The organism is Devosia sp., assembly GCF_028290435.1.
Classification (GTDB): Bacteria; Pseudomonadota; Alphaproteobacteria; order Rhizobiales; family Devosiaceae; genus Devosia.
Genome location: NZ_JAQGJV010000093.1, coordinates 46,070 through 66,799, shown reverse-complemented (window position 1 = coordinate 66,799; position 20,730 = coordinate 46,070). Strand labels below are relative to the sequence as shown.

Here is a 20,730-nt window from a genome sequence, read left to right as displayed (position 1 = left end):
CGGAAATGGCGGTGAAGATCAGTTTCCCGAGCCCGGGCAGGTAGAAGACGTTCTCGACGATGATCGTGCCGGCCAGAAGATACGCAAACTGCAGCCCCAGGATCGTGATCACCGGCAGCAGCGCGTTGCGCACGCCGTGCCGCCACACCGCCTCGCCCATGGTCATGCCCTTGGCCCGCGCCGTGCGGATGAAGTCCTGCCCTTGTACGTCCACGAGCGCCGTGCGCATCACCCGCGCCAGGATCGACGCCTGCGGCAGCGCCAGCGCCAGGCTGGGCAGGATCAAGCCGCGCAGCGCCTTCCAGCCATCTTCGCTCCAGGGGGTAAAACCTCCCGGCGGCAGCCAGCGCAGGCTCACCGCGAACAGCAGGACCAGCAACATGCCGAACCAGAAATTGGGGATCGCGATACCCATCTGTGCCAGCACCATGATGCCGGTATCAGGCGCGCGCCCGCGCATCCGTGCCGCCAGGATGCCCAACGGCAAACCGACCAGCATCGAGATGATCATGGCGAACACGGCCAGCGGCAGCGTCACCCAGAGCCGCTCGGCGATCAGTTGCGCCACCGGCGCGCTCTGCGTGTAAGAAATTCCGAAATCGCCGTGCAGCATGCCCCAGATCCAGCCGAGGAAACGCTCGAATGCCGGTGCGTCCAGTCCGAGTTGTATCCGCAGTTTAGCCACTGCCTCGGGGCTGGCATTGATGCCGAGGATGAATTGGGCTGAGTCGCCGGGCAGCAGATCGAGCAGGTAGAAAATCACGGCTGCGGCGACGAGCAGGGTCACGGCAAAGCCGAGAAGGCGTTTGAGGATGAAGAGGGTCATGCAGCGGCCGATGGGAGGGCAACCCCCTCCCCAGCCCTCCCCGCAAGGGGGAGGGTGTCTGCCGGTGGGTTTGGCAGTATCGAGTCCCAACCACGGAACGGCACCTCCCCCCTTGCGGGGGAGGTTGGGAGGGGGGTGGTCTTTAGGTGGTCACTGGAGGTGTTGGAGTGCTCAATCCACCCAGTGAATATCGCGCAAAACAAGTCCCTCGATCGGCGAGTTCTTCCACATGCCGGTGAGCTTGGCGTTCCAAACCCCGGTCTGCGCCAGCTCGAATAGGTACCCATTGACCGCGTCATCGGCGATGATCGTCTGCAACTCGATGGCGAGTTCCTTGCGCTTGGCCTCGTCGGTCGTACCATTCAGCGTCTCGTTCAAGGCCTGGAACTTGGGATTGTCGTAGCCCCAGTAGTAGTTGGGATTGGCGTAATTACCAATATCGAACGGCTCGACATGGCTGATGATGGTCAGGTCGAAATCGTGGTTGGTATAGACATCCTGCAGCCACTGCGCGAATTCGATATTGATCAGTTCCAGCTTGATGCCGACTTTGGCGAACTGCGATGCGATGATCTGCCCGCTCAAAGTCGCATAGCCCACCGGCGGCAGCTTCAGCGTGGCGCTGAATCCATCGGGATAGCCGGCCTCGGCCAGCAGTGCCTTGGCCTTTTCCGGATCGTAGGGGTAGGTGCCGGTCAGATCGACATAGTAGGGGTTGTGCGGCGCAAAGGCGCTGCCGATCGGAGTGCCATAACCATAGGTCGCCCCATCGATGATGGCCTTGCGATCCAGCGCATAGGCCATGGCTTGGCGCACTTTCAGATTGTCGAACGGCGCTTTCTTGTTGTTGGTCCCGAGGATCGTCTCGCCCTCGGTCGTGCCCACCAACACGGTGAAACGTGGATCGCTCTTGAATACGTCCAGCGCTTCCGGCGCAAAGTTGTTGGTGCCGTCGATATCCTCGGCCAGCAGCGCATTGGTCACGGTCGCGGTGTCGCTGATGAACACGAAGCTGGCCTTGGTCAGCGCCACCGGCTTGCCCCAATAGGGGTCATACCGCTCCAGCACCACGCGACTGCCCTTGTCCCACTGCACGAAGCTGAATGGCCCGGTGCCGATCGGGTTGGTGGCATTGGTGGCGGCGCTTTCCGGCGCCACGATTACCGCGTCACCGCGGCCGATATCGAACAGGAAGCGGCCCACGGCCTTGCTCAGCTTGAACTCGACCGTCAGCGGATCAATCACCGTCACGCTCTGGATGACCGAATAAAATTCCTTGTGCGCATTGAGGCTGTCGGGCGCTGAGATGCGGTCGAAGCTGAACTTGACGTCATTGGCGTCAAAGGTGGTGCCGTCGTGGAAAGTCACGCCATCGGCCAGCTTGAACGTATAGGTCAGGTTGTCGTCCGAAATCGTCCACGAAGTCGCAAGACCCGGCTGCACCGCGCCGTTCTCGTCGATGCGCGTCAGGCCCTCGAAGACGTTCTGATAGACCACGATATCGATGGCCTCGGCGGCGCCCGCCGTTGGATCGAGGGTCGGTGGCTCCAGAGCCACGCCGATGCGGATTTCGGTCGGCGCGGCGCTTGCCGTTCCCGCCAGCGCTGTCACCAGCGCCAGGGCCAAGCCCAAACCGCGAATCAATTTGCCCATTAGGTCGCTCCCAAACGTTGCAGCGCTGTGGCGCTGCCAACCGGCCGGCGTGTCCCGCCGCTCATGGCCAGATGGTATAGGAGATCGCCACTAACATGGCAGCAGGCCCAGACGTTATACTTTCCTACCAACCGCGCCTGGGGGAGCAAGAATCTCCGCAAGAGTCGTCGGATCAGGATTGTGCGACCAGATCTGCCGGGATCAGCAGTGAAAACAGCAGCCCCTGTTCCCCCGCCGGATCGACCGACAACGAGAACGCATTAACCGCCAACAGCGAACGCGTCAGCGCCAGCCCCACGCTCGATCGTACTGGGGCCAGCACCTGTCCGTCGCGCCCGGTGCCATCGCGGAACACTACGAAGCGCTCAGCCAAATCCACAGCATTGGTCGAACTGTCGCGCACATGGATGGAAATGCCGCCATCATCCTCGTGCTGCGCCGAAATCACCACTGCGCCGCCGGTCGGCGTTTGATCGATGGCGCTGGCCAACAGGTTCAGCACGGCCTGCGCCAGCGATGCGCGGTCCGCCGTCACCTTGGGCAGCGTTTCGCTGATGGCATTGCGCACGATGACGCGCGAATTGCTCGCCTGGCTGCGGATGCGCACCACGCAGCTTTCGAGCAGTCCCGTAAGGTCGATACTCGCCCGCTGCGGCAGATAGCGCCCGTCCCGCAGCCGGGTGAAATCATCCAGCTCATCCACCAGCGCGGTAATCTCGTGCCCCGCCTTGGCGATGTCGTCGGCGTAGCCCTCGTAGCGTTCATTGGCCAGGGCGCCGAACGCCTCTGACCGGATCAGGTCGGAAAATCCGATGATGGTATTGAGCGGTCGCCGCACCCCGCGGCTGATGCGTGCAAGCAGCGCCGGATCGACCTCGGCGGGGCCGGAAATCTGCACTGGCGCCTGCCGCTCGCGCGGGTGCACGAAGCCGAAATAGCCGGTGACTGTCCCCGCCTGTCCCTGCGCGAACACCAGGATTTCGGCGCCGTTGCTGGCGCCACGCAGGCTGACGCAAGGCCGCGCCGTCTCGGCAAACCGCGCCGGACGTTCCAGGAATTCCTGCAGCATCGACAGGTCCTGCGGCGCGATCACCGCGCTCAGCGCCTTGCCCATCAGCGTCGGCGCATCCTGACCCAGCAGCACGGCCGCCTTGCCATTGATGGCCGCGATCACGCCGGCGCGGTTGGTCTCGAAAAACCCGTCGCCCCGCGTATCGGCAAAGCTTTCGGCGAAGGCCCGCACCGCCGCCTCATGGCCGGTGCGCACTTCGGTGGCGCTGGCCGATAGCATCAGGGCAGGGCGCCCCTGCCAGGAAATCGACTGCAGCCGTGCCGTTACTGGCACCAGCGTGCCATCGCGCTGCACGAGGTGGTTTACCGGACCTGCCTGCTGCCCCTCGGTGCCGGCAGCTGGAAACACCGAGGCCAGCCCGGCATTGCGCAGGGTCTCGACCGAACCATAGCCGACCATTTCGGTGATCGCGCGGTTGGCGAACAAGATCTGTTGGTCGCGGAACACCAGAATGCCCAGCGGCAACCGGTTCAGCACCAGCGTTTCCCCGCCCAGATTGACCAGCGCTCCGGTGGTTGCCGGCGCCTCGATCGGCGTCAGGCTGCTTGGCTGCGGCGCGGTCTCGCCGACGCGGTCGTTCAGGATGCGCGATAGCTCATCGAAATTATAGCGCGATACCCGCTCGACGGTATCGGTGTCGGGTGCTGTCGCGGGACCAAGCGCGGCCAATGCTTCCTGCACCGCCGCCAGTTCAGTGGCGTTCGGTGCGGCATCGCTCGGCTCCAGTTCCTCGGGAACCGGCTCTTCGGGCGTAAACGCTTCGTCCAGGCGCTCCAGATCGCCAAGATCGGCCTCGGCGTCGGTCTGCTCCGCGTCCTGCTCTACCGGCGTAAAGCCCCGCCCCGTTATCGTGAACAATTGCGGCGCTGCCTCGCCCGCGGCAAGCTCGAGCTCAGGCTCAAGGTTGGCCAGCACCACATCGTCCGCGTCGGTCAGCGGCGAATAAAGGTGGTCATCCGCAGCGAGGCGATCGACGAGGTTTGATAGCCTGCTCGGGCCTCGCACTGCCGGTGTTTCGGACTCGTCAAAAGCTTCTGGCGGTTCTAGAGGCGTCTCGGCAGCAACCAGAGCTTCCGGCTCATGCAGCGCTTCTTCGTCATGCCATTCGTCGGCCGCGCCATTGGCTTTTGGCGTTGTCGCGTCGGCCATTTCGACAGCGGCAATTTCCGGAGCCGCCTGCTCTTCGGCCACAACCGGCTCGTAGGCCTGGTCTTGGTCGACAGCGCGCCAGCTTTCCAGCTCCCGCTCATAGGCATTGTCGTCCGCGGCGATAATCGTCGCGATCGAGTCCACCGCTGCGGCGGCCTGCGGCTCATCTGCTGCCGCCTGCACCGGCGCTACGATCGGCACCCCGCCGTCGCCACCGTCGCGTGCCACCTCCGCCGCGGCCAGGATTTCGGCATCGATCGGGTCGACGCCAACGATCAGCAAGACCGGCTGCTCGTCTTCCCATAGCAGGGGCGTTGTCGCGCAGGTGCTCGATGTGGGCTTCTCGCCGGCGAGGAACTGGATGCGCGCTAGGCTCGTTCGCCCGCTCGAACCCAAACGAATATTGCGCGCGATCTGCCCTTTTATCGGGATCGCCGGCAGCGCCAGCTTCAGGCCGTGCTTTTTCATCTTGGCCAGGAACAACTCGGCGGCAGCATTCTGCCAGATCAGGGTCTGCCCATCCTGCGACCACAGCCATGCCGGGCGCGAGTCCGCGTCGTGCTGCAGCACGCGGCGGGCGCTTGGCGATGTGGTCCAGTCAGCATTCATAAAGTCAAAAACCCGATTCGGCGTATCGCGTTACCGGTGGCAGCGCAATTGTGTGCCAGCGTGGCACAACTCCTCACAAAACTTCACGTTTTCTCAATATAGTGTGCCCACTGGCCGGTCCATAGCCGCGGGGGCCTCCCACGCAGCCAAACATTGGGATGGTTAAACGCCAAACCTTACCAATCGTCATTGCGACCGCGTTTCGGACCAGCCTGTGGACGCGCTGAAATCGGTGCTTGTCATCTCGGGAAACTCGACCTATGTTCCGGCCGTTTTCGGGGGCTTGTCAAAGCCGCCGCCGAAAAGTCGTGCCGCCTTAGCTCAGTTGGTTAGAGCGCTAGATTGTGGATCTAGAGGTCCTCGGTTCGATCCCGAGAGGTGGTACCATTCCACCCCGTTGAAATTGCTGGCGTCTTTGTCTTGCTCGGCAGCGCTGTGCGCGATGGGCCGGCATGAGTGGACGCCTCGATGGCCTATCTAGCGCAGCCATCCTTGTACAAATTATTACGGCTCACGCGGCGTTTCCTGCCTTCGCATGGCCTAGACTTGGCAACATCATCCGCGACTTGCGCGCTCTCAAGGACTTAACCCATGCCCGCCAGCTTCCGCCGCCATGACAGCACCGCCCAGAATATTTCGCCGGCCGATCGCCAGGCCTATGCGCGCCTGAAAGCTGAACTGCTGGCCGCTAATATCGGCCAGGAAGAGGTCGATACCCAGCTCAACCGCTTCTTCTGGCAATGTTTTGAAGACGATGACGAAGACGAAGGCGAACCCGAGCGGGAGTAAGCCGCGGCCGTCTTAGCTGCCCTTGATTAGCTCGGAGCGCAGCGGACTGGGCGAAACCGGCTCCGCCCGCGGGGCATAACCGGTCCGCTTGCGACGCCTGTCAGTGCTCTTGCAGGTCTTGATGATGGCGCGGACGCTCTTGATCACACCGACGCCAAGCCCCGGCAGCTTGAGCAGCTCCGGGCCGGTCATCGGATCGATCTCGCCCAGCGTCTTGAGGCCCGCCGTTTGCAGGCGCTTGCCGGTGCCGTCCAGCGTCCGCAGGTCGATGACGGAAATGTCCTGCCATTTCGCGTCGCCGCGCAGCCATGCTCGATATGTATCTGCCATGGCTCAGCATACCGTGCCGGCCGCTCGACTGCCTAGCGCCTTCTTGGTCCGCCATTGAAAACCCGTCACGTTATTGCGCAATGGTCAGCGGCGCCAACTGGTTCGCGATCGCCCGGAACACGGAAATCAGGTCCTTCGGATCGTTGGGAAAAAAGTTGTATCCCGAGCCTGACGAACAGGTGGTCAGCATGGCCTTGACCCCTGCGGGCGATGACAGCCCGATCGTGTATACTTCAATATGTCGGACGTTCTTGGCATAGGTGCAGGCTGCCAGCGTCTTGGCGTCCTGAATGGCGCGGACCTTGGTTTCGGTGTCCACCTGGTTGACGAATTCGGCAAGCCGCCCGTCAAAGGGGAAGCCCCACGAAAAGTAAGCGCCTCCATTGACATCGCTGGCGGTGAACGGTGGGTCGTTCTCACCATCGGTCATGATAATCAGCGCCTTGCGAACGTCGATATCGCTCTTGTCGCTGCCTTCGGTCATCGGCTCTTCATGGGTCAGCGCGTGCATGCCCCACACTGCGCCTTGCTGGATATTGGTCGAACCGGCGGCCACCATACTGGTAATGCGGTCGGTAACTGACTTAGGTATCTGGGTCATCGGCAATACCGGCACACTGGGGCAGCCGTAATTGGTCTTGTCGTTCGTCACCGTAAAGCCGGTGTACTTGCAGAGACGATTTTGCAGTTCGACCCGGCTGAGCAGACTATAGGTCTCGGTGTTGCCCGACTTGCTTAGGAACACGCTGTCGCTGCGCACGCATGACGCAGCCGGCGTTGTCACCACGCTGCCGTCGGTCATCTTGTAGGTTGTATTGCCACTAACCGTGGTGACCTCGCAGGTCCTGATTGGACATTTCCCGACTGGAGTGTCCGATGCGAGGTAATTGTTCTCTCCACCGGCAGCTACGGCGGGCCGCAAAGCGCCTTTGGCATAGGCGCTATTGGGGTCGGGGGTAAACAGCGGCACGAACAGCGTGTCTGGATTGGTTGTTGTCGCTGCATCATCGGTCGTGTCGTACGGGGATTTTCGCGCCTCGACACACCCGGCCCAAGTAGTTCCCGTGGTCGTGAATAGCGCCTTGCGGTCCACAGGCCCGGCAAATGTCGTCGTTGCATCGTCGTCATTATCGAAATTTGTACGCGAAACCGACGACTTGCCAGTCCAGTCGAGCCAGGTCGCATCCTTGTACTGCGTGCCGACATTGACCATGACGGTGAAAGGCACGATGCCGATCGATACGTTCTCGGTGACCTTAGCCGTGCTCACCGGAACGCAAGTCGTGTCGTTCACAGTGCCGTAGAACAGAATATTGGTCGCGCAGGTCGACGCTGACTTCAGATTGGTCATGCGCGCTCCTGCCATGGAGCCCGAATTATCCAGCACCATTACCATCTCGAGGGCAGTCTTCTTGCGCCGAGCCTCGGAGATGATGTTGGCGTCCATCTGGTTCACCCCAACCAGCGCCACGAATATCGTCGGCACCGTCAGATGGGCAGACAGATAAAGCGAGCCATTGTTGACGCTGATAACCGGCGCATTCAGTGTCGCCTTGATGCGATCGTCGCCAATCTGGTCGGTGACCAGCGCCTGCGCCTTGCTCTGGATCGCGGCTGCATTCAGCGGTGTCAGGAAAATGTCTTTCTGCAGCGCCAGTGCGGCGGCATCGAGCGCCACCTGGGCGCGATTGCGCGCTTGTTCCACAGTGACGAAATCGACGACTGCACCGCTCAGCGCGATCAGAACGATGGCCGTGAGCGCAAAGATCACGCCGAACACGCCGCGTTCATCGCTGCGGAATTGCTTGAGCAGATTAACGAGGCGACCCATGACGCTGGCATCCAAAGGCATTCGCCCCGGATCAGGGCAGCCTTCAATGTGCTGGAAAATCCTTAGGAAAGCACAACCACCTTCGTATAAAGTTTTACCCGATCGTAAAGGTCTATCACATCCGCGTTCGTCATGCGGATGCAGCCCGACGACACATCCTGGCCGATGCTCCACGGCTCGGTCGTGCCGTGAATGCGGTAGAGCGTCGATCCGATATACATTGCCCGCGCGCCCAGCGGATTATCGACGCCACCCGCCATGTGGCGCGGCAATTCCGGACGGCGCTGCAGCATCTCGGCCGGTGGCGTCCAGTCCGGCCATTCGCGCTTATTGGTGATCTGGTGCGTGCCGCGCCATTCAAAGCCCGATTTGGCGACCCCGATGCCATAGCGCAGGGCGCGTCCGCCTCCGAGCACGAAATAGAGGAAATGGCTGCGCGTATCGACCACCAGCGTGCCGCTGCGCTCTTGGGTTTCGTAACGCACCACCTGCCGCAGGTAGATCGGGTTGACCTGCGTATTGGCCTGCATCATCAGCGCATGGCGCGGCGCGCCATTGCCGATGGTGATGCCCGGCGGTGGCGGATACAGCCAGGCCCGCTGCTCGGCAAAGCTCGGCGCGATCAGCGGCGCGGACGCCAGCAATACCAGCAGGCTCTTGGCAGCAACACGCAGCAGCGACATGGCGTTTCATCCGGTTCGACGACTGCCCGCACTGTCGCCCAAATTGGCCAATTTGCCGTGAAGCCGCATGGTTAAGCCCCTGCCGATTGGTTTGGTTAGCGAAGCGTCAACGGGCCTCCTGCCATGGACTGTCAGCAGGCCCACGGTTTAAACAGTCTCGTGCACTACGGCGGAGCCTGCCTTGATCGATTCCCCAGAACTCGACCCCACGCTGCCGCGCTGCCCCTGGGGCGCCGGCGACGATCTGCTGTATCGTCGCTACCACGACCGCGAATGGGGTCGCCCCGTCACCTCCGACGAGCGCCTGTTCGAAAAGATTTGCCTTGAGGGTTTCCAGTCGGGTCTCGCCTGGATCACCATCCTGCGCAAGCGCGACCGTTTCCGCGAAGTCTTCCACGGCTTCAATATCGCCAAGGTCGCCGCCATGACCGAGGCTGACATGGAGGTCCTGCTGCAGGACGCCGGCATCATCCGTCATCGCGGCAAGATCGCCGCCACCATCAACAACGCCAAGCGCGCCCTCGAAGTGCAAAAGGAATTCGGCTCGCTCGCCGCCTATTTCTGGCGCTTCGAAACCTTGCCTGAGCATCGCCCCGCCGAGATGACGCTAGATGCTCTGCGCCTCCTCGCCCAGACCGACGCCTCCCGCGCCCTCTCCAAGGACCTGCGCAAACGCGGTTTCAACTTCGTCGGCCCCACCACCTGCTACGCCTTCATGCAGGCCATGGGCCTGGTCAACGACCACCTCGAAACCTGCTTCTGCCGTGCTGAAGTCGAGGCCGAACGCAACGCGCTCCAACGGCCGGCATAGCGACTTCCCGCCGCGCCATCACATCACCCACGACGTCATTCCCGCGAAAGCGGGAACCCATTCAATCCACACCCGCCAAGAATGGTTTCCCGCTTGGCGGGAATGACGCTGCGGGTTCAAGGCCTCCAACCCCCTGTGCCTTTCCCGCAACACAACGCCGCCGCCTGCGTCATCCCGCCACACCCCCTCTTGCCAACTCACGCTGCCGTGAGTTACCAGCAAACCGTCCACAAACGCCAACCTGAGGGAGCGCCGCATGAATGCCATGACCAATCTCCGCCAGGGGCCACATCATCTGCATTGCGTACGAGGCTAGTCCTCACGCCAATGCCACCGGTCGTCTCGACCCGTGGACACCCCAACGCCTAGAACCGTGATGCGCTGAAACCGGGTCGTTTTCGACTCCGATTCCCGCCCATCCACCCACACTCAACAGAGGCCGGCCCGCGTTCATTCGCGTCCGGAAATCCCATGACCTATGAAGCGCTCGATCCGCGCAGCGTCACGCTGCGCCTTGAATTCTCCATCGCTGATGCCGTTGCACAGCGCGGGCTGCTGCCCGTCCTGATTACGGCTATCCGCGCCTGGTGGAGCCGTCCCCGCCTGCCGCCGAACCTGCCCGCCTATTTGCGGGTCGATGTCGGCCTGCCGGCGGAGGAGCACGCCGTTTACTGGATGGATATCCCCATCCATCCCCACAGTGTCGCCTCCCCGGACCCGCTCCGCAGGCCCGGCATGTGAGGGCAGGGGGCCGGTGCGCTGCATCGGCCCCTGTTGTCACCCCATCCCCGATCCGCTACGAACACGCCGACTGAGCAGGACTCCAGATATGACCGAGAAAACCAAGCTGATCACGCCGCGCCTGCCGCGCGGTTTCGAGGATCGCACCCCCGGCGAAATCGCCGCTGTCGGCGCGATGATCGACAAGATCAAGGGCGTCTACGAACGCTATGGCTTCGATCCGGTCGAAACCCCGCTCTTTGAATATACCGAGACCCTCGGCAAGTTCCTGCCCGATACCGACCGGCCCAATGCCGGCGTCTTTTCCTTGCAGGACGATGACGAGCAGTGGATGTCCCTCCGCTACGACCTCACCGCGCCGCTCGCCCGCCACTTCGCCGAAAATTTCGAAACCCTGCCCAAGCCCTATCGCTCCTACCGCCAGGGCTACGTCTTCCGCAACGAACGCCCAGGCCCGGGCCGCTTCCGCCAGTTCATGCAGTTCGATGCCGATACGGTCGGGGCCGGCAGCCCCGAAGCCGACGCCGAAATGTGCATGATGATGGCCGACGTCATGGACGAACTCGGCCTCGGCGGTAAATATGTCGTGCGCGTCAACAACCGCAAAGTGCTCGACGGCGTCCTCGCCACTGCCGGCGTCGCCACCGACGAACAAAAGCTCATTGTCCTCCGCGCCATCGACAAGCTCGACAAGTTCGGCACCGCCGGCGTCAAGCTCCTCCTCGGCGCCGGTCGCAAGGATGACAGCGGCGACTTCACCAAGGGCGCCGGTCTCAACGCCGATCAGATCGACACCGTGGTCGCCTATATCGAAAGCGGCACCCCGGCCGCGGGCGTCGAAAAGGGCAGCAACACCCACGTCATCGCCGTCATCAACACCCTTGCCGGCCTCGTCAGCGGCTCGGAAACCGGCCTTGCCGGTGTGCAGGAACTCGCCAGCATTTTTGGCCTCGTCAGCGCCGCCGGCTTTGGCGGCCGCGTCATCCTCGACCCCTCCGTCGTCCGCGGCCTTGAATATTACACCGGCCCGGTTTTCGAGATCGAATTGACCTTCCAGGTCACCAATGAAAAAGGCCAGCCGGTCGTCTTCGGCTCAGTCGGGGGCGGTGGCCGTTACGATGGGCTCGTCTCCCGCTTCCGCCGCGAGCCCGTCCCCGCTACCGGTTTCTCCATCGGCGTCTCGCGCCTGTTCAATGCGCTCAAGCTCACCGGCAACGTCACCACCGCTGAGCCCACCGGCCCCGTCGTCGTCCTCGTCATGGACAAGGACCAGACCGCTGGCTACCAGGCCATGGTGTCGGACCTGCGCAAGGCCGGCATCCGCGCCGAAATGTTCCTGGGTAATTCCAAGAATTTCGGCAAGCAGGTCGCCTATGCCGACAAGCGCAACGCCCCCGCCGTCATCATCGAAGGCAGCCAGGAGCGCGAGCAGGGTATCCTCCAGATCAAGGACCTGATCGCCGGCAAGCAAGCCGCCGCCGCCATCACCGACAACGCCGAATGGAAAGCCGCAAGGCCGGGCCAGTTTGAAGTGAAACGCGAGGAGTTGGTGGCTGCGATTCAGAAGCTGCTGGCCGAGCAATGACCGCTGCCGCCGCCCAGCGCCGCACAGCGCTCGAAGATCTGGTCGAGGCCCAGGGCGCCACCCGCGCCACGCCGCCGCTCTTGCTTCCGGCCGACCCATACTTCGATCTGGCCGGCGAGGAATTCGGCCGTCGACTGCTGCTGACCACCGCCACCACGGGCGCCGAATACTGCCTGCGCCCAGATTTCACCCTGCCCATCGTCAAGGCCTATATTGAGGACGGCGTCGGCGAACCCGCCGCCTTCTCCTATCTCGGCCCCATTTTCCGCCAGCGCGAAACCGGCCCTGCCGAATTCGACCAAGCCGGCATCGAGCTGCTGGCCCAACCCGATGGTGATGTCGCGCTCGATCAGGTGCTGACCTTCGCCCGCGCCGCGCTCGACCTGTTCGGCGTCAGCCCCACCATCCACCTCGGCGGCGTTGGCCTCTTCGAATCCCTCCTCGCGCAGGCCGATATGCCCGCCCCCTGGCGCTCGCGCATTCGCCAGCGCTTCGGCCATACCGAAGCGCTCGATCGCCTGCTGACGCGCCTCGAATCCGCGCCCGAATTGCCCCGCGCCGAGCAACCCTCACGCGAAGCCATGGTCGATGACATCACCGAGCAGATGGTCGCCGCCGGCCTCAGCCTCTCCGAAGGCCGCACACCCACCGAAATCGCCGACCGCTACCTCGAACAGCAAGCCCTAGACGCCGCGCAAATCCCCCCCGCGACCCTCAAGCTGCTCCGCGACTACCTCGCCATTTCCGGCCCGGCACTACAGTCACTGACCCGCATCGAAACGCTGGCTCGCGCCGCCCGCATCGACCTAGCCCCGCGCCTTAAATCTATCCGCCACCACCTCGATAATCTCGGCGAGGCCAGCGTCAGCTTCGACGCCAACTTCTCGCCGCGGCTGGATTATTACACCGGCATCGTCTTCGAAATGACCGGTCCGCGTGGCGAAATCCTCGCCTCTGGTGGCCAATACGATCGCCTGCTCGAGCGCCTCGGTGCCGTGGCCCCCATCGCTGCCTCCGGCTGTTCCGTCTGGGTCGATCGCCTCGAAGCGGAGGCCGCATAATGGCCGGTATTACTCTGGCGGTTCCCAGCAAGGGCCGTCTCGAAGAACTCACCCGCGAATGGTTCGCCGATAACGGCCTCACCATCACCCGCCCCGGCGGCGCCCGCTCCTATCTGGGCGCCATCGAGGGCCTGCCGGACGTCACGGTGCGCTTCTTCCCTGCCTCCGAAATCGCCCGCGAACTGATCCGTGGCACCATCGATTTCGGCGTCACCGGCCGCGACCTGATCCACGAGACCAGCGAATCCGGCCCCGCCTCGGTCGTCTTCGCCAAGCCCCTCGGTTTCGGTTCCGCCGATGTCGTTGTCGCTGTCCCCGACGCCTGGATCGACGTCACCCACATGCACGACCTGGCCGATGTTGCCTCCGATTTCCGCTCGCGCCACGGCCGCTGGCTGCGCATCGCCACCAAATACATCACCATCACCCGCCAGCATTTCGCCAAGGCCGGCATTGCCGAATACCGCATCGTGGAAAGCCTCGGCGCCACCGAAGCCGCCCCGGCCTCGGGCGTGGCCGACATCATCGTCGATATCACCACCACCGGCTCGACCCTGACCGCCAACGCCCTGCGCGTCCTCGAAGACGGCACGCTGCTTCAGAGCGAGGCGTGCCTTCTGGTTTCGCGCACGGCTGCATGGACCCCGGAGCGCCGCGCGCTGCTCGATGTCGTCCTCACCCGCCTCGACGCGGCGATCGATCTCTGATCGCCGCCCGATGGGAGACCTTTGGGACCTCTGGTTTCTGCTGATCCCCGCCGCCCTCGTGGCGTTCGTCGTCTTCGTCATCCTCAATTCGATCTTCAACATCAAGGTGCCCACCGATGGCCGCCCAATCCATCGGGCTCCCGCCGGCTCCAGCGACAGCACCGACAGCAGCTTTTGGTCGTCCAATAGCGACACCAGCACCCACCCCGGCCACGATAGCAGCCCTCATTCAAGCCCCAACGACAGCAGCCACAACTCCGGGGATAGCGGCAGCTCGTCCGGCAGCGACAGTGGCTCGTCCGGTGGTGGCGATGGCGGCGGCGGCGGTGGCGGCGACTGATCGCCGCTGGCGCCATTGCCAGTCACCCAGTTTCACGGCACAAGCCCTCCCCAGCGCACGAAACCGGGGAGGGCGCCCATGAGCGACGCGCTCGAACTGACCATTCTGATGCCATGCCTCAACGAGGCCGAGACCTTGGCCGCTTGCATCGCCAAGGCCCGGTCCTTTCTCACCCGCGCCGGCATCGCCGGCGAAATCGTCATCGCCGATAACGGCTCCACCGACGGCTCTCAGGCCATCGCCACCGCAAGCGGCGCTCGCCTTATCGCCGTGCCCGAAAAGGGCTATGGCGCCGCTCTTGCGGGCGGCATCGATGCCGCCAGGGGGCGGTTCGTCATCATGGCCGATGCCGATGACAGCTATGATTTCGCCAATCTGGACCTGTTCGTCGCCGCCTTGCGCGACGGGGCCGATCTGGTGATGGGCAATCGCTTCGCCGGGGGCATCGCTCCCGGAGCCATGCCCTGGCATCACCGCCAGATCGGCAACCCGGCTTTGTCCTTTGTCGGCCGCCTGTTTTTCCACACGCCGGTCAATGATTTCCACTGCGGCCTGCGTGGCTTTTCCCGCGCCGCGATTCTGGCGCTCAATTTGCGCACTACCGGCATGGAATTCGCCTCCGAAATGGTGGTCAAGGCGACGCTGGCCAATCTCGACGTGCGCGAGGTGCCAACCACGCTGTCCAAGGATGGCCGCTCCCGAGCGCCCCATCTGCGGTCTTTCCGCGATGGCTGGCGCCACCTGCGCTTCCTGCTGCTGTTCTCGCCACGCTGGCTGTTTCTTTATCCCGGTATGGTGTTGCTACTGATCGGCCTTGTCGGCGGCGCGGCTCTGCTGCCAGGTCCCATGCATATTGGCGGCGTGGTGCTGGGCATCCACACCTTCCTTGTCGCCGCGCTCTGCGTCATCGTCGGCGTGCAGTCGATTGCCTTCGCCATTATCGGTCGCCGCTTCGCCTCGCGCTATGGCTTCATCCCGCCATCCGATACTTATGATCGTATCCTCGAAGCGATCACCCTCGAACGCATCCTGCTGCTCTCGGCCATTCTCATGCTGACTGGCGTCGTCGCGCTTGGCTGGGGACTGAGCGAATGGGCCCAACGCGGCTTTGGCGATCTTGATCCGCGCACCACCATGCGTGCCGCCATTCTCGCCTTGACCGCCCTGGTCTGCGGCTTTCAACTGATGATGAGTGGCTTCATGTCGTCGATGATCAATATTCCGTTCTCCGAAGGCCGCATCGGCGGCCAGTCAAACTCGTGATCCCATGCTCGATCCACTGATCCTTCTATCCCTGACCGGCGTCGGCCTGCTCGCCGGCTTCGTCGATGCCGTGGCCGGCGGCGGCGGCCTGATCGGCATTCCGGCCCTGCTATTCGTGGGCCTGCCCCCGGTCGCGGCGCTTGCCACCAACAAGGTGCAGGGCGCCTGCGGCACGGCCATGGCCGTCGTCACCTATTGGCGCCGCGGCTTCGTCGATATTCGCGCCCTAGCCCTGTCCGCCCTGTTCACCCTCTGCGGCAGCGTCATTGGCGCCCTGGTGGTCAAGCGGCTGGATGTGTCGATCCTAACCACGCTGGTGCCGATCGCCCTGATCGCCATCGCGCTCTATTTTCTGGTCGCGCCGAACCTGTCCGACACCGACAAGCACGCCCGCCTGCCATTCGCGCGCTTCGTGCCGTTGCTGGGATTCTGCCTCGGCTTTTACGACGGCATTTTCGGCCCCGGCACCGGCTCGTTCATGACCATCGGCTTCGTCACCCTGTTCGGGCTGGGCCTTACCCGCGCCACCGGCCACACCAAGCTGTTGAACCTGACGTCCAATATCGCGGCGCTGCTGGTGTTCATTCCGTCGGGTGACGTGCTGTGGCCTGCCGCCATCGCCATGGCCATTGGCCAGCTCGCCGGGGGCTATATCGGCGCCCGCACCGGCATTCGTTACGGCGCCAAACTGATCCGGCCCCTCGTCGTCGTCATCTCCATCGCCCTGGCGCTGAAGCTGCTGTTCTTTCCGTAAAAAGCGGCGGGTCGCCCCGCCGCCTAATGTTATGCTGCGCTGTCGAAGATCGCCTTCAACTGACTCAGTAAGTCGGTGCCCTTGCCCTGGCTCGAATAGGCATTCTGCGCCAGGCTCATCAGGTCGAACGGCTTGTCTTCGTTATCGTCTTGGCCGTCATCGCTGAGCGCCTGTGCCAGCGACATACCATTGGGTATTCCGCCTGCAGCATTATCCGTCTTCCCGCCGCCGCTGGCGATATCCAGCACCGCCGACTTCACCGAATTGAGAAAGTCCGAGCTTTCGGTCTTGCTGATCGCGCCATCCCCGTCGGCATCGATCATGGCGAACAGCTTCTGCAATCCATCGTTGCCGATGGCCTTGGCGCCCGCGTCGTCGCCCAGTTCTGCCAGGCTCACCGAGCCATTGCCGTCCGTGTCGGTCTGGTCGAACAGGCTGTTATTGTCGATCGGCTGCTGGCCACCGGCCATCATCTGCGTCATGAACTGCATCGATTGCCGCTGGGCGGCCATCTTGCTGTCGAAACTGTCTTTTTCCGTGCTGGTGACGCTACCGTCACCATCCTGGTCTATCGCCTTGAACAGCGCTTCTGCGCGTTTGCTGGCTTTGGCATCCGTTGCGCCCCCGGGCGCGCCGGCGATAAGTTCGTCCAGCGTTACCGTGCCGTCCGCATTCTGGTCTAGCGTGTTGAACGACGGTGGCTTCATCGCTGGGCGCATCATCTGCGCGGCGTTCGACCCTCCGATAGTGCTTGTCGACATCGTGCTCTCTATTGACCCGCGCGGGACTTCCGCGCCCGAGCAGCAAGAGCCGACATGGTTAACCACCCGTTAAAGTCCGGCTTTGGGACAGCCGGAACAGCAGATTTAATCATTCGGTAATGTTGGCTAGGGCGGCGAGCAGAACGCCGCGTCTATCCTACGATTCCAGCCCAGCCGCTGCCCGCAATGCAGCGTTGATCCGCTCCTGCCAGCCCGGCCCGTCTTCCTGGAAATGCTCCAGCACATCCCGGTCCAGCCGCAGCGACACCATCTCCTTGCCCGCCGGTGGCGTGGCTGGCTTGGAAGCCACCTCCGGCTTGGCGGTGACTGCCTTGAAAACCGCCTCGGCGCGATCGATGGCACTGGTTGGGCGGCGTGTCGTTGGTGTTTTCATGGGTGAGGTCACGCAATAGGGAAGGGCAGGGGCGATTGTCTATGATTCCGGGCAGGTGGTCATGGTGACTTTTTCAAACGGCTCATTGACCGGTTTCAACGTGCCTTTTTCAATATGCAGCGGGGCAAACGGTGGTTCTTCCTGCAAGGCTGGCTGCACCAGCCGCAACTGGTAACACCCCGCGAAAACCTTATGCGTCCCGTCGGTAGCCTCAGCATCAATCGCGACCGGCAGCGTGTAATACGTGCTCCCCGCCGCGCCCTCTGACGTTTCGTCGCCAGTCTTAAGCGTCACGCCAGCCGTATCCGCATAACCCGCCTGGAATTCCGAGAATGGCTGGTTATCGGCACTGTCGCCAAAATACGAATAAGCCCGCGCATATTCGCTACGGTTGATCGCATTGTAGAACGACTCGATCACCGTCGTGGCGGTTGACCGGTCATCGACGTACGACGAGTCATCCGCCATCGCGGGCGCAGCGACGCTACCCAGCAGCAGAACCGCGATCGCTATTTTCCGCATTCAATCCTCCCGAATGCATCACCCTGCGGTGCCGTCACGGCGGATTTGGGGCAACGAAAAAGGCGCGGTGTTTCCACCGCGCCTTCTGCAAAGTCCGTGACTGGGAAGTTACGAGACCTTGTAGCTCTTTGTTTCTTCCAGGCTGCAAGGCAGTCCGGCAGGCGTCTGCCGCGCCCGCGCAGGGCCAGTATTCAGTCCCCTTGAGGACTGAATACGAAACGGCCCGTGAGCGAAAGGAATCTAAGGCGTTAGCCTTAGAAGTCCATGCCACCCATGCCGCCCATGCCGCCGCCACCGCCGCCCATCTGGGGCGCGGAGTCCTTGGGAGCATCGACGATAAGGGCTTCGGTGGTGATCAGCAGCGAAGCGACCGAAGCCGCGTCCTGCAGGGCGGTGCGAACCACCTTCACCGGATCGATAACGCCCATGGTGATCAGATCGCCATATTCACCGGTCGCGGCATTGTAGCCGAAGGTGATCGAGCTGTTCTCAAGGATCTTGCCGACGACGACGGAGCCTTCGGCACCAGCATTGTTGGCGATCGTGCGCACTGGCTCCTGCAGAGCGCGGCGAACGATATTGATACCAGCGGCCTGATCGGCGTTGGCGCCCTTGACGGTGATGGCGTGCGAAGCGCGCAGCAGCGCGACGCCACCGCCGGCCACGATGCCTTCTTCAACAGCAGCGCGGGTTGCATTGAGCGCGTCATCGACGCGGTCCTTGCGTTCCTTGACTTCAACTTCCGTCGAGCCGCCAACCTTGATCACCGCAACGCCACCGGCGAGCTTTGCCAGGCGTTCCTGCAGCTTTTCCTTGTCGTAGTCCGAAGTGGTTTCTTCGATCTGCGCCTTGATCTGGCCAACGCGACCTTCGATATCGTCCTTGGTGCCGGCACCGTCGACGATGGTCGTGTTTTCCTTGGTGATTTCAACGCGCTTGGCAGTGCCGAGCATGTCGAGGGTCACGTTCTCGAGCTTAATGCCGAGGTCTTCGGAAATCACCTGGCCACCGGTCAGGATGGCGATGTCTTCGAGCATTGCCTTGCGGCGATCGCCGAAGCCGGGAGCCTTGACGGCCGCAACCTTGAGGCCGCCACGCAGACGGTTGACGACGAGGGTCGCGAGAGCCTCACCTTCGATGTCTTCGGCGATGATGAGCAGCGGGCGCTGGCTCTGAACGACGGCTTCCAGGATCGGCAGGATAGCCTGCAGGTTGGAGAGCTTCTTCTCGTGCAGCAGGATCAGGGGCTCGTCGAGCACAGCCGTCATCTTCTCGGCATTGGTCACGAAGTAAGGCGACAGGTAGCCGCGATCGAACTGCATGCCTTCGACGATGTCGACGGTGGTCTCGGCGGTCTTGGATTCTTCGACCGTGATGACGCCCGAATTGCCGACCTTTTCCATGGCCTTGGCGATTTCTTCGCCGATGAAGCTTTCGCCATTGGCGGAGATCGTGCCGACCTGGGCGATCTCGGCAGTCGAGGTGATCTTCTTGGAAGCAGCCTGCAGCGAGGCGACAACTTCTTCGACGGCCAGGTCGATGCCACGCTTCAGATCCATCGGATTGAAGCCCGCAGCCACGGCCTTGACGCCTTCGACCACGATAGCCTGACCGAGCACGGTCGCGGTGGTGGTGCCGTCACCGGCAATGTCGTTGGTCTTCGACGCAACCGAACGCAGCAGCTGTGCGCCCAGGTTTTCGAACTTGTCTTCCAGTTCGATTTCCTTGGCGACGGTGACGCCGTCCTTGGTGATGCGCGGAGCGCCGAACGACTTTTCGATAACGACGTTACGACCCTTGGGGCCGAGCGTTACCTTGACGGCATTTGCCAGGATGTTGACGCCGCGCAGCATCTTGTCGCGGGCTTCGGTGGAGAATTTGACTTCTTTAGCAGCCATGTGAGGCGCTCCTTAAAAACGGAAAAGGGCAGACCGAAAGGGCAGGGCGCGAGCCTTAGCCTTCGATGATGCCCATGATGTCGGATTCTTTCATGATCAGCAGGTCTTCGCCGTCGACCTTGACTTCGGTGCCGCTCCACTTGCCGAACAGGATGCGGTCGCCGGCCGAAACGTCGGGGAGGACGCGCACGCCCTGCTCGTCACGAGCGCCGGGGCCAACGGCCACGACGACGCCCTCGGAGGGCTTTTCCTTAGCGGTATCGGGGATGATGATCCCGCCTTTGGTCTTTTCTTCGCTGTCGAGACGGCGGACGACCACGCGGTCGTGCAGGGGACGGAAGCTCATGTTTGCTCCTATGGCATCGAACTGGAATGCAATTTGTGCACCGAAATTAGCACTCACAATCTTAGAGTGCTAACAGGCTGTCGGGGATATAGGGAGGAGGGTGAACCGAGTCAAGAACGCTTGAACCGACTTCGTCGCTCATGCGTTAACAGCTTACCGACAACCAAACAGATGGCAGCCAATCATGACGGGACAATGTCTGGACAAGGATATCAAGATCGCTCCGGCCAAGGGCCGCGTGCATGTGATCTTTGATGACGCCGAGATCGCCTCTTCCCTCAACGCGCTTGAACTCGATGAACCCGGCGCTCCGTTGCGCATCTATATTCCGCGCGAGGACGTGCGACCCGATATCCTGGAAGCGTCCGAAACCCACACGCACTGTCCTTATAAGGGCGACGCTTCCTACTACACCATCAAGACCCTGACCGCGACCGGCGCGGACGGCGTCTGGTACTACCCCGACCCGTGCCCCCTGGTCGAACCGATCCGCGATCACCTGGCTTTCTGGGGCGACAAGATCGAATACCGCACCAGCGAGGTCTAAGCGCGACGGGCGCGTTCCGGAAACTGCCCCTTTCGCCCTTTCGCCGTAACGATTGCTG

General features: G+C 62.7%; 21 protein-coding genes and 1 tRNA gene. 11 read left to right on the top strand and 11 right to left on the bottom strand.

Translation table 11 applies throughout. From position 1 onward, the window contains the following. The 3 genes from JWP26_RS20845 to JWP26_RS20835 all read right to left on the bottom strand — a co-directional run. A partial coding sequence (locus JWP26_RS20845) for an ABC transporter permease (RefSeq protein WP_299732460.1) occupies nt 1-826 on the bottom strand: 826 nt, incomplete at its 3' end. 171 nt (nt 827-997) lie between these two features. After that, nucleotides 998-2,479 (bottom strand): ABC transporter substrate-binding protein, encoded by a 1,482-nt coding sequence (locus JWP26_RS20840; protein ID WP_299732457.1) that lies wholly within the window; start codon nt 2,477-2,479, stop codon nt 998-1,000. 172 nt (nt 2,480-2,651) lie between these two features. Beyond that, complete coding sequence (locus JWP26_RS20835) at nt 2,652-5,309, bottom strand: histidine kinase dimerization/phospho-acceptor domain-containing protein (RefSeq protein WP_299732454.1); 2,658 nt, start codon at nt 5,307-5,309, stop codon at nt 2,652-2,654. A gap of 310 nt (nt 5,310-5,619) precedes the next feature. On the opposite strand from JWP26_RS20835, the gene JWP26_RS20830 reads away from it, so the two are divergent. Next, nucleotides 5,620-5,696, top strand: a tRNA-His gene (locus JWP26_RS20830). 204 nt (nt 5,697-5,900) lie between these two features. Then, a complete protein-coding gene (locus tag JWP26_RS20825; protein WP_299732451.1) occupies nt 5,901-6,098 on the top strand; it encodes a hypothetical protein in 198 nt (65 codons plus the stop codon). Nucleotides 6,099-6,110: 12 nt separating this feature from the next. On the opposite strand, the gene JWP26_RS20820 is transcribed toward JWP26_RS20825, so the two are convergent. The 3 genes from JWP26_RS20820 to JWP26_RS20810 all read right to left on the bottom strand — a co-directional run bounded on the left by JWP26_RS20820 (nt 6,111) and on the right by JWP26_RS20810 (nt 8,942). Then, complete coding sequence (locus tag JWP26_RS20820; RefSeq protein WP_299732449.1) at nt 6,111-6,428, bottom strand: hypothetical protein; 318 nt, start codon at nt 6,426-6,428, stop codon at nt 6,111-6,113. Nucleotides 6,429-6,498: 70 nt separating this feature from the next. Next, nucleotides 6,499-8,259, bottom strand: a complete 1,761-nt coding sequence (locus JWP26_RS20815) for a TadE/TadG family type IV pilus assembly protein (RefSeq protein ID WP_299732446.1) — start codon at nt 8,257-8,259, stop codon at nt 6,499-6,501. Between the two features lie 62 nt (nt 8,260-8,321). Beyond that, the gene (locus tag JWP26_RS20810) at nt 8,322-8,942 is read right to left on the bottom strand and encodes a L,D-transpeptidase (RefSeq protein WP_299732443.1); all 621 of its coding nucleotides are present in this window, start codon (nt 8,940-8,942) and stop codon (nt 8,322-8,324) included. Nucleotides 8,943-9,153: 211 nt separating this feature from the next. On the opposite strand from JWP26_RS20810, the gene JWP26_RS20805 reads away from it, so the two are divergent. The 8 genes from JWP26_RS20805 (at nt 9,154) to JWP26_RS20770 (ending at nt 16,204) form a co-directional block, all read left to right on the top strand. Further along, nucleotides 9,154-9,753: a DNA-3-methyladenine glycosylase I gene (locus JWP26_RS20805; protein WP_299732469.1), complete on the top strand. Its 600-nt coding sequence runs from the start codon at nt 9,154-9,156 to the stop codon at nt 9,751-9,753. Between the two features lie 471 nt (nt 9,754-10,224). Continuing rightward, a complete protein-coding gene (locus JWP26_RS20800) occupies nt 10,225-10,494 on the top strand; it encodes a hypothetical protein (RefSeq protein ID WP_299732441.1) in 270 nt (89 codons plus the stop codon). A gap of 88 nt (nt 10,495-10,582) precedes the next feature. Then, on the top strand, nt 10,583-12,079 hold the full coding sequence (gene hisS, locus JWP26_RS20795; protein WP_299732439.1) for a histidine--tRNA ligase: 1,497 nt from the start codon (nt 10,583-10,585) through the stop codon (nt 12,077-12,079). Further along, nucleotides 12,076-13,140, top strand: coding sequence for an ATP phosphoribosyltransferase regulatory subunit (locus tag JWP26_RS20790; protein WP_299732437.1), 1,065 nt, complete (start codon nt 12,076-12,078; stop codon nt 13,138-13,140). Before hisS ends, JWP26_RS20790 begins: the two co-directional genes overlap by 4 nt. Next, nucleotides 13,140-13,847 carry an ATP phosphoribosyltransferase gene (gene hisG, locus JWP26_RS20785; protein WP_299732435.1) on the top strand — a complete coding sequence of 236 codons (708 nt, stop codon included), beginning with the start codon at nt 13,140-13,142 and terminating at the stop codon, nt 13,845-13,847. Before JWP26_RS20790 ends, hisG begins: the two co-directional genes overlap by 1 nt. A 10-nt stretch (nt 13,848-13,857) precedes the next feature. Next, entirely contained in the window at nt 13,858-14,187 is a 330-nt protein-coding gene (locus JWP26_RS20780; protein ID WP_299732432.1) for a hypothetical protein, read from the top strand. Nucleotides 14,188-14,265: 78 nt separating this feature from the next. Then, the gene (locus JWP26_RS20775) at nt 14,266-15,450 is read left to right on the top strand and encodes a glycosyltransferase family 2 protein (RefSeq protein WP_299732429.1); all 1,185 of its coding nucleotides are present in this window, start codon (nt 14,266-14,268) and stop codon (nt 15,448-15,450) included. A 4-nt stretch (nt 15,451-15,454) separates the two neighbouring features. Next, on the top strand, nt 15,455-16,204 hold the full coding sequence (locus JWP26_RS20770) for a TSUP family transporter (RefSeq protein WP_299732426.1): 750 nt from the start codon (nt 15,455-15,457) through the stop codon (nt 16,202-16,204). A gap of 29 nt (nt 16,205-16,233) precedes the next feature. Here the strand turns inward: JWP26_RS20770 and JWP26_RS20765 are convergent, their stop codons facing one another. The 5 genes from JWP26_RS20765 to JWP26_RS20745 all read right to left on the bottom strand — a co-directional run bounded on the left by JWP26_RS20765 (nt 16,234) and on the right by JWP26_RS20745 (nt 20,125). Further along, nucleotides 16,234-16,965, bottom strand: a complete 732-nt coding sequence (locus tag JWP26_RS20765) for an EF-hand domain-containing protein (RefSeq protein WP_299732423.1) — start codon at nt 16,963-16,965, stop codon at nt 16,234-16,236. A 157-nt stretch (nt 16,966-17,122) separates the two neighbouring features. Beyond that, nucleotides 17,123-17,359 (bottom strand): BrnA antitoxin family protein, encoded by a 237-nt coding sequence (locus tag JWP26_RS20760; protein WP_299732420.1) that lies wholly within the window; start codon nt 17,357-17,359, stop codon nt 17,123-17,125. A 39-nt stretch (nt 17,360-17,398) separates the two neighbouring features. Continuing rightward, nucleotides 17,399-17,881 (bottom strand): hypothetical protein, encoded by a 483-nt coding sequence (locus JWP26_RS20755; protein WP_299732417.1) that lies wholly within the window; start codon nt 17,879-17,881, stop codon nt 17,399-17,401. A 254-nt stretch (nt 17,882-18,135) separates the two neighbouring features. Further along, nucleotides 18,136-19,779 carry a chaperonin GroEL gene (groL, locus tag JWP26_RS20750; protein ID WP_299732414.1) on the bottom strand — a complete coding sequence of 548 codons (1,644 nt, stop codon included), beginning with the start codon at nt 19,777-19,779 and terminating at the stop codon, nt 18,136-18,138. Between the two features lie 55 nt (nt 19,780-19,834). Further along, the gene (locus JWP26_RS20745; RefSeq protein WP_299732411.1) at nt 19,835-20,125 is read right to left on the bottom strand and encodes a co-chaperone GroES; all 291 of its coding nucleotides are present in this window, start codon (nt 20,123-20,125) and stop codon (nt 19,835-19,837) included. A gap of 184 nt (nt 20,126-20,309) precedes the next feature. Between JWP26_RS20745 and JWP26_RS20740 the strand changes: the two genes are divergently transcribed. Next, nucleotides 20,310-20,672, top strand: a complete 363-nt coding sequence (locus tag JWP26_RS20740) for a DUF427 domain-containing protein (RefSeq protein ID WP_299732408.1) — start codon at nt 20,310-20,312, stop codon at nt 20,670-20,672. Nucleotides 20,673-20,730: the final 58 nt, after the last annotated feature.